We start from the raw sequence: 1,649 nt of genomic DNA on the forward strand, positions 1-1,649 counted from the left end.
CGTCGGAACGGCCCAACAGCCGGAAAGACAACCCGCTCTGACCGGGAATCAGGCCCGAAAGGATCTGATAGAGTCGGAACCGCCGGAAAGGGAAACGCGAAAGCGAAGAACAGCCCGGCAGCCCGCTCCAGCGGGTGGCAGAAACGGAAAACGGATCTGCTAAGCTGGAAACACGAAATACCGAAGGGAAGCGCCCGGAGGAAAGCCCGAGAGGGTGAGTACAAAGGAAGCGTCCGTTCCTTGAGAACTCAACAGCGTGCCAAAAATCAACGCCAGATTAGTTGATACCCCGTCTCCATCATGGAGATGAGGTTCCTTTGTAGAAAACACAGCGAGGACGCTGTGAACCGAGGGGATTATTCCTCCCCTCCGGTTCCGCTCAACGCGAGTGTCAACCGGATAACCGGTAAACATTCACGGAGAGTTTGATCCTGGCTCAGGACGAACGCTGGCGGCGTGCTTAACACATGCAAGTCGAACGATGAACCCACTTCGGTGGGGGATTAGTGGCGAACGGGTGAGTAACACGTGGGCAATCTGCCCTTCACTCTGGGACAAGCCCTGGAAACGGGGTCTAATACCGGATACCACCGGCTCTCGCATGGGAGCTGGTTGAAAGCTCCGGCGGTGAAGGATGAGCCCGCGGCCTATCAGCTTGTTGGTGGGGTAATGGCCTACCAAGGCGACGACGGGTAGCCGGCCTGAGAGGGCGACCGGCCACACTGGGACTGAGACACGGCCCAGACTCCTACGGGAGGCAGCAGTGGGGAATATTGCACAATGGGCGAAAGCCTGATGCAGCGACGCCGCGTGAGGGATGACGGCCTTCGGGTTGTAAACCTCTTTCAGCAGGGAAGAAGCGAAAGTGACGGTACCTGCAGAAGAAGCGCCGGCTAACTACGTGCCAGCAGCCGCGGTAATACGTAGGGCGCAAGCGTTGTCCGGAATTATTGGGCGTAAAGAGCTCGTAGGCGGCTTGTCGCGTCGGATGTGAAAGCCCGGGGCTTAACCCCGGGTCTGCATTCGATACGGGCAGGCTAGAGTGTGGTAGGGGAGATCGGAATTCCTGGTGTAGCGGTGAAATGCGCAGATATCAGGAGGAACACCGGTGGCGAAGGCGGATCTCTGGGCCATTACTGACGCTGAGGAGCGAAAGCGTGGGGAGCGAACAGGATTAGATACCCTGGTAGTCCACGCCGTAAACGTTGGGAACTAGGTGTTGGCGACATTCCACGTCGTCGGTGCCGCAGCTAACGCATTAAGTTCCCCGCCTGGGGAGTACGGCCGCAAGGCTAAAACTCAAAGGAATTGACGGGGGCCCGCACAAGCAGCGGAGCATGTGGCTTAATTCGACGCAACGCGAAGAACCTTACCAAGGCTTGACATATACCGGAAACGGCCAGAGATGGTCGCCCCCTTGTGGTCGGTATACAGGTGGTGCATGGCTGTCGTCAGCTCGTGTCGTGAGATGTTGGGTTAAGTCCCGCAACGAGCGCAACCCTTGTTCTGTGTTGCCAGCATGCCCTTCGGGGTGATGGGGACTCACAGGAGACTGCCGGGGTCAACTCGGAGGAAGGTGGGGACGACGTCAAGTCATCATGCCCCTTATGTCTTGGGCTGCACACGTGCTACAATGGCCGGTACAAAGA

At 58.0% G+C, this 1,649-nt stretch carries 1 rRNA gene; it reads left to right on the top strand.

The features are described 5' to 3' along the window. Positions 1 to 413: 413 nt before the first annotated feature. Positions 414 to 1,649 (top strand): 16S ribosomal RNA (locus ACZ46W_RS35245); the annotation flags it as partial.

The sequence above is a fragment of the Streptomyces sp. NPDC031064 genome, assembly GCF_055570965.1.